Raw genomic sequence first — 7,783 nt, 5'->3', positions numbered from 1 at the left:
CTTATTGTCCGAGAACGAAAACATTTTAAATCATGTAACGATTCGTGATCGTTTGTCCTCATTTCACAAATCTAACGAGGTGTTCTTAAAAGATTACTGAAATTCAAACTATTTTTCTAGAAGGGGCATTAGTTGTTATATGTTTTTTCTTTAATGGTAAACCCGCGGATCACATCAAGATTCGGCTCATATCCGATGCCGGGCTCATCCGGTACTGTAATGAAGCCATCGTGCACCGTTACTTCCGGTTCGATAAGATCCTGGTCAAAATAGCGGGAAGAGGCGGCTGTATCCCCTGGCATCGTGAAATTCGCTAATGTTGTAAGCGCAATGTTATGGGCCCGTCCAATTCCAGACTCAAGCATTCCCCCGCACCATACCGGGATGTGATGTTCCTTGCAGAAATCATGAATTTTCTTTGCATTGGTTAACCCGCCAACCCGACCGATTTTTATGTTGATAATTTTACAGCTTCCGAGCCCGACTGCTTTTCTGGCATCCTCCACGGAATGTATGCTCTCATCTAGACAAATCGGCGTCGCCAGTTCTTTTTGCACGCGGGCATGATCAACAATATCATCAGAAGCGAGCGGCTGTTCAATCATTATTAGATCAAATTGATCCAATTCCTTCAGAATCGGCAAGTCTTCCAATGTATAAGCAGAATTTGCATCGGCCATTAGCTGGATGGAAGGGAACTGTTTGCGCACTTCTCTTATGACATCAACATCCCAGCCTGGTTTAATCTTCACTTTCATCCGTTTATAGCCTTCTGTTACATACTCATCAATAAGCTTTAGAAGACCATCTATCGTCTTCTGAATGCCGATGCTGATGCCGACTTCTATTTTTTTCTTTTCCCCGCCTAACGTAGCAGCAAGCGGCTTCGCTACTTCCTTTGCATACAAATCCCAGGCTGCGCCTTCAATGGCCGATTTGGCCATGTGATTCCGCCTGATCGGCGAAAATCGGGCGGAAACGTCATCCGGATGCGAAATCTCTTTGTTTATAAGTTGCGGAATAAGAAAATCTTCAAGCATATGCCAGTTTGTTTGCAATGTTTCTTCATTGTATAACGGCGACATAAATGCAACCGATTCCCCCCATCCCGATTGGCCATGGTCATTTTTCGCTTCTACTAAAATAAATTCTTTATCCTTAAACGTGCCAAAACTTGTGGAAAACGGAGCCTTTAAGTTCATTTTCAAGTGGCGCAATGTAACTTCTTTTATTTTCATTTACATCCCTCTCCTTCTATTTTTATGTTTCATTTCGTTTACTCCACAAACAGGTGACTGTCATTGATTGCTTCGTATTGCTGTTTCCTCTTCTCAAATCGCACCCGGTCTTTGATTAATACATTTGCGGTAATCGCGTTGAGTAACGAAAATAAAGCAGGGCTCGCATCAAGCGTCGATTTTTCCTGTAATGAAACGGATAGTAAAACGTCAGAATAACGGCTGATCGGCGCAACCGCAGAATCGGTGATGCCGATGACAAAGGCCTTTTGCCCTTTTGCCAATTCCGCCATTTTAAACGTTTCTTTCACATAGCGATGAAACGAAATGCCGATAAATGTTGACGTTTCATCCATTTCAGAAAATACAGTTGCCAGGTCGTCGATCTCCGGACGGAATAAATGAACGTTATTCCTCATCACCCCTAATGCAAAAGAAAGCCAATGGGCTGCAGCGTAAGAGGAGCGCGCCCCGGCAATATAGACGTGATTGGCACGAATGATATTTTCAACCGTTCGTTCAATATCTCGGGGACGGATCGCTTCGATCGTTTGTTGAATATGATGGCAGTCCTGCTGCATACTGTGCGCAAAAAAGTCTGGTTCGCCGGCAAGGCCGAGCTTTTTCATTTCATACTCGCTTAAACTCGTTTTCGATGGAAAGAGCTGTTCCCGGACTAACTTCTGCAAATGGGAAAATCCTTCAAGCTCGATCGCATAGCAAAAGCGAATGACCGTCGCCTCGCTCACGCCCACCGCTTTCCCAATTTCATCAGCGGACTTTACAGCAAACATTTCTTTCTGTTCAAGCAAATAATGAGCCACTTTTTGCTGTCCTTTCGACAGCTCATAAAAACGGTCATTGACCATTTGTTCGATCAATTGCATCTTCGATCACCTATAAAAGAAGTTTATCCTGCATTAGTTTTACAATATGAAGTTAATACTTCATTTATTAGCAGGAATAGTATCATAATTCTGAAATTTATACAACAAAAAACATCCATTAAGGGAAATGAGATCCCCTTGATGGATGTTTTTATTTGTTCCTATACCATCACGCTGACGATCACTGCGGATAAAACGCTGACTAATGCTGCCCCGTAAAGCAATTTAAGCCCGAATTTCGAGACAACATTCCCCTGTTTCTCGTCGATTCCTTTCGTTGCGCCGGCGATATTGCCGATCGAAGAGAAGTTCGCAAAGGAAACGAGGAATACGGATAAGATAGCAACAGTGCGGGCAGATAAATGATGCTGAATTTTTGTCAAATCAATCATCGCGACAAATTCATTCGTAACAATTTTCGTTGCCATAATCGATCCCGCCTGAACCATTTCTGAAGCTGGAATCCCCATGACAAATGCAATTGGAGAAAAGACATAGCCTAATATTTGCTGGAACGAAATGCCGAAAATCGATGAAAACAGGGTATTGATAGCCGTAATTAAAGCAACGAAGCCGATGAGCATTGCGGCGACGATGACCGCAATTTTAAAGCCGACCATAATATATTCCCCGAGCATTTCAAAGAACGTCTGCTTTTCGGTTTCTTGCAATTCCAATAGATCTTCGTCTTTTTCCACCGTATATGGATTGATGATATGGACGATAATAAAACCGCTGAACAAGTTTAATACAATTGCGGTCACCACATATTTCGGCTCGATCATTTTCATATAGGAGCCGACAATCGACATCGAAACCGTCGACATCGATGATGCGCAAAGCGTATACAAACGTTTTTTCGGGAGCTTGCTTAATTGATTTTTAACCGTGATGAATACTTCACCTTGCCCGACAATGGCCGCGGCGACAGCATTGTATGACTCGAGCTTCCCGAGTCCATTTACTTTGCTCAATAAGAAACCGATGCCTCTAATAATAAGCGGCAAAATCTTAAAGTGCTCCAGTATACCAATTAAGATCGAAATAAAAATGATAGGAAGCAGCACGCTTAAGAAGAAAGGAGTCTGTCCTTCATTTGCCAGCCCGCCAAACACAAAGTTGACCCCGGAGGCTGCGCATTCTAATAGTTTATTAAAGAATGTCGATAGGCTTTTCGCGATGATGAGCCCAAACTCTGTATTTAATAATACATAGGTTAAAATAAGTTCAATGACGATCATGATAAAGATCGGCTTATATTTAATTTTCTTTCTGTCGCTGCTGGCAATGAAAGCTAGCCCATAAACGACGAGCAGCCCTAAAATAAACGTTAAAAATTTCATGCCTTTTCTCCTTTACCGTATTTTTTGAAAATGCAAGTATTCGTTTAAAAGACTCAATCTATCAAATGCAGTCTGTAATCGGTTTCAAAACTAGCATTATCCTTCCTTCCTGACGCCTATCTATTTGCAGTTTCAAAGAAACTTTTGCACGCGTTTTCATTTTTATTTGTTGGATGTCTGACGACTTAATCGGTCAGTTTCCAACCTGAGATGAAGTTAGCCCGCTGTAAAACTATTTTAGAAAACTTGACCGTACGCCAGTTCTTAAGCATGCGCCGCAAGCATCTTACGGCACCAGAATGTGACGGCACCGGCACTGCCGCAGTACGCAGCGCATTTTGGCGGTATACTTTCACTTTAGGAAGTTAAACGTAAAGTATACTAAGTAGTCCGTTTTGCTGCAAGCAAAAAAGGCTACTGAGTCACCTGGCAAAATGAGCATATATGCTTACTTTATCATTTTGGCCTCACCAAATGCTCTTTAGCGATTTATCCTAATTTTCTTATTTTAATGTTAGATGTCTGACTTCTTAAGGTTATATCGAATCCATATCTTTTGTCAATAAAAATCGAAAATTAACTTCTTTGGATCATACACAAAATTTTTCCAGGGAGATTTTTGCCTAAATAAGGAAGTTTCTATACATAGAAAAATAAAAAGTCATTGCCCGGCACCTCTCTTGTCAACGAATCTTCTAAACTGAAAGAAGGAGAGAATACTAGAAAATGAAGCTATTTTTACACAGAATTTTTGAATTGTTAGTATTGACAACAAAATCAAAATAATTTTAAATAAAAATAGATTTTATCTTATTGTGAAAACACTTTCCGTATTACGGAAACTAAAGCTGGGACATTCATCTTTCCTGGAAAGTAAATTGATGCGATTTTAAGTTCAATGAATGTAAGCGTTTTCCGCAGTTGGCTTTTACTAAAGCTACTGTGGAATTCCTATAATCACTATCATTTGAAAGGAGGAAACTGACACCTATTGGAAGTCTAGAAAATGCATCTTTAAAGAAAAGAAAGTGAGGTAACCTTATGATTCAATCAAACAACTCGAACACGGAGTTACAGCGAACCATGAAAGGCAGGCACCTTTTCATGATCGCTCTCGGTGGCGTTATTGGGACAGGATTATTCAACGGTTCAGGCTTGATCATAAACAAAGCCGGCCCCGGCGGTTCCATTCTCGCCTTTATGGCTGGCGGGTTACTGATGTATCTCGTTATGCTTTGTCTTGGAGAATTAGCTGTGGCAATGCCAGTTTCAGGGTCTTTCCAAACCTATGCTGCAAAATATATTGGCCCGTCGACCGGCTTTACAATTGGCTGGCTTTATTGGCTAAGCTGGGCAAATACGGCCGGCCTCGAATTTACAACAGCCGGAATAACGATGCAGCGCTGGTTCCCTGAGATCCCCGTCTGGGTATGGTGTATTCTATTCGGCACGATCATCTTTACAGTTAATGCATTATCTGCACGAAGTTATGCAGAAACAGAATTCTGGTTTTCCAGTGTTAAAGTAACAGCTATTCTTGCCTTTATCGTCCTTGGCGGCGCTGCTGTTTTTGGCATTATTCCATTAAAAGGACATGAGGCCGCGCCCTTTTTCTCAAATTTCACAAGCCATGGCGGGCTCTTTCCCAATGGTGTGACAGCCATATTATTAACGATGGTTACTGTCAACTACTCTTTTCAGGGGACGGAACTTGTCGGGATCGCTTCAGGAGAAAGCGAGGATCCTGGGAAAACGCTGCCCCGTTCGATTCGCAATATTATATGGCGGACCATCATTTTCTTCGTCTTAGCAATTACGATTATCAATGCCTTTATTCCGTGGAACAAAGCCGGATTATCCGAAAGCCCGTTTGTTTCCGTGTTTGATCAAATCGGTATCCCGTATGCAGCAGATATTATGAATTTCGTTATTCTTACCGCTCTTCTTTCGGTTGCGAATTCAGGCACTTACGCTGCATCAAGAATGGCATGGTCTTTATCGATGGATGGCATGGCACCTTCCTTTTTGAAAAAGTTGTCCAAACGCGGCATCCCGCTCCGGGCTTTAGTCATGACAATTAGCGTTTCGGCATTCTCTCTTTTAACAAGCGTTTTCGCGGCTGAAACAGTATATGTGTGGCTGATTTCCATTTCAGGTGTCATTACAATCATCGTCTGGATGTCCATTTGCTTATCGCAGCTTCTCTTCCGCAAACAGTATGTAAAAGAAGGCGGAAAGCTAAGAGACTTAAAATTCAAGACGCCACTTTACCCAATAGTTCCAATCCTAGGGTTTGGATTATACGCCATTATCTTGGTCTCCTTGCTCTTTATTCCAGAGCAGCGGCTCGGAATTTACTGCAGTGTTCCGTTTATTGTTTTTTGCTATATGTATTACCATTTGGTTGTTCAAAAGAAAAAACAGCAGGAAGTAAGAAAAATCGAAGTTTCCTAGAAGTGAGAGGTTGAACATCATGTATAACGAACTAAAAGAACTAACGTTGGCTGAACAAGTGGAAACGATTACAAAAAAACTGATTAGCATTCCAAGCGTGAATGGAACAAAAGGTGAAGTGAATGTGGCCGACTTCATTCAACAAACTCTTTTCACCTTTCCTTATTTTAAACAGCACCCTATGAACGTATGGGCTCAGCCAATACCCGGGGATCCGCTAGGCCGGAAAAATATTTTTGCCTTCATTCGCGGGAAATACGCTTCACCGAAAACAGTCATTTTTCATGCCCATATCGATACAGTCGGGATTGAAGATTATGGATCATTAAAAAAAGACGCGTTAAATCCCGATGCGTTAGAGGCGTTTTTTTCAAATTATTCGTTTGACCAACAAGTACAACATGATGCACGTTCTGGCGATTGGCTGTTTGGCCGCGGCGCTGTCGACATGCAAAGCGGGATTGCCGTCCATCTTGCAAATGTTCTTTACATTAGCGAACATCTAGACGAGCTTCCAGGAAACATTCTTCTTATGTTAAACCCGGATGAAGAAAGCCAGCATGCCGGTGTGCAATCGGCCATTTCGGAGCTGAAACGCTTAAGCGTACAAGAAAATTTAGAGTTCGTTGCAGCGATTAATGATGATTTCATCACGCCATTATATGAAGGCGACGTCACTCGCTACATTTACACTGGAGCAGCAGGCAAGCTCCTTCCGTGTTTTTATATATACGGCCGGGAAGTTCATGTCGGCGACACGTTAACTGGGATTGATCCAAATGTCATTGCATCTGAATTAACGAGACGGATTCATAACAATCTTGATTTGGCTGAACGGATCAAAGGAGAACTGTGCATGCCGCCGACCTGTTTATTTCAGAGGGATACGAAAGAAAATTATAATGTCCAGACAGCGAAAAGCAGCTATTTGTACTTTAATTATTTTATTTATGAACGAACGGCGAAAGAAGTTATGGACATGTTGACTGCTATTGCGATTGAAGCTTGTTCTGAAGTGGAACATGCATCATATGAGCGATATCAAACCTTTCTAAAACAAACCGGATTCCCGCCAAAACCGCTTTTATGGAATATCGAAGTGACAACATTAGCCGATTTTATCGATGAGCTTGAGCGTAAAGGCATTGATACAGCATCTTGTACAAAAGCGGTGGTCCGGGAAAATAAAGGAACGGAGCTGCGGATGCTCTGTTTTAAAGTAGTCGAAGCATTGCAGCAGCTCGATCCTGATAAGAAACCGAGAGTCATTCTTTTCTTCGCGCCGCCTTATTTGCCGCACAATCATCTGAAAGAGGATAATATCCGCGACCGTGCGTTACTTCAAGTGATAGAAACAGTTGCAGCTGAAATGGAAGAAGAAACAAAGGAAACATTTGTAGTTAAAAAGTTCTTCCCTTATTTAGCCGACGGAAGCTTTTTGTCCTTGCATGAATCTGACGAAGAAATTCTCTCGTTGATTCGTAATATTCCTGAATGGGACTCAATTGGAAGGACGCCATTTAAAGATATTCGGGAATTGAACATCGCATCCATCAACATGGGCGTCTATGGTAAAGACGGCCACCAATGGACCGAACGCGTTTATAAGCCGTATACCTTTCATGTCCTTCCGAAGCTTATCCGAAAAACGGCCATTCGCTTGTTAACCGAACAACTTGTTGAATCCAAATAGAAAACGGCACTACTTTCGATGGTTCTGCAACGTCGAAAGTAGTGCCTGTTTTCATCCTTCGCCCCGAACCTGGCAAATCATTTCGAAATCTATCAGCCACTTTTTCTCGAATAACGGCCACTTTTGCAATTTATCAGCTGATCCACTAAAAAATGAGATTTATCTAAA

The 7,783-nt window shown here is 41.9% G+C and carries 5 protein-coding genes; 2 read left to right on the top strand and 3 right to left on the bottom strand.

All coding sequences use genetic code 11. The annotated features are described in order from the left end of the window. Positions 1-128 precede the first annotated feature (128 nt). From menC to WD019_RS21190, 3 genes are all read right to left on the bottom strand, one after another. The gene (menC, locus tag WD019_RS21200; protein WP_425712744.1) at positions 129-1,238 is read right to left on the bottom strand and encodes an o-succinylbenzoate synthase; all 1,110 of its coding nucleotides are present in this window, start codon (positions 1,236-1,238) and stop codon (positions 129-131) included. 38 nt (positions 1,239-1,276) lie between these two features. After that, entirely contained in the window at positions 1,277-2,125 is an 849-nt protein-coding gene (locus WD019_RS21195) for a MurR/RpiR family transcriptional regulator (RefSeq protein WP_425712743.1), read from the bottom strand. A gap of 161 nt (positions 2,126-2,286) precedes the next feature. Then, positions 2,287-3,468 carry a NupC/NupG family nucleoside CNT transporter gene (locus tag WD019_RS21190; RefSeq protein WP_425712742.1) on the bottom strand — a complete coding sequence of 394 codons (1,182 nt, stop codon included), beginning with the start codon at positions 3,466-3,468 and terminating at the stop codon, positions 2,287-2,289. Between the two features lie 1,041 nt (positions 3,469-4,509). Between WD019_RS21190 and WD019_RS21185 the strand changes: the two genes are divergently transcribed. Further along, positions 4,510-5,922, top strand: a complete 1,413-nt coding sequence (locus tag WD019_RS21185) for an amino acid permease (protein ID WP_425712741.1) — start codon at positions 4,510-4,512, stop codon at positions 5,920-5,922. Positions 5,923-5,941: 19 nt separating this feature from the next. Then, positions 5,942-7,615 (top strand): M20/M25/M40 family metallo-hydrolase, encoded by a 1,674-nt coding sequence (locus WD019_RS21180; RefSeq protein ID WP_425712740.1) that lies wholly within the window; start codon positions 5,942-5,944, stop codon positions 7,613-7,615. Positions 7,616-7,783 lie beyond the last annotated feature (168 nt).

The organism is Fictibacillus sp. Mic-4 (assembly GCF_049843615.1).
Classification (GTDB): Bacteria; Bacillota; Bacilli; order Bacillales; family Fictibacillaceae; genus Fictibacillus_A; species Fictibacillus_A gelatini.
The sequence above is the reverse complement of the archived record's forward strand: the minus strand, read 5'-3'. Positions and strand labels throughout refer to the sequence as shown.

What these genes read in the sequence shown, in the direction of transcription:
- menC (WP_425712744.1), bottom strand. Translation starts at nt 1,238, where the DNA reads ATGAAAATAAAAGAAGTTACATTGCGCCACTTGAAAATGAACTTAAAG.
- WD019_RS21195 (WP_425712743.1), bottom strand. Translation starts at nt 2,125, where the DNA reads ATGCAATTGATCGAACAAATGGTCAATGACCGTTTTTATGAGCTGTCG.
- WD019_RS21190 (WP_425712742.1), bottom strand. Translation starts at nt 3,468, where the DNA reads ATGAAATTTTTAACGTTTATTTTAGGGCTGCTCGTCGTTTATGGGCTA.
- WD019_RS21185 (WP_425712741.1), top strand. Translation starts at nt 4,510, where the DNA reads ATGATTCAATCAAACAACTCGAACACGGAGTTACAGCGAACCATGAAA.
- WD019_RS21180 (WP_425712740.1), top strand. Translation starts at nt 5,942, where the DNA reads ATGTATAACGAACTAAAAGAACTAACGTTGGCTGAACAAGTGGAAACG.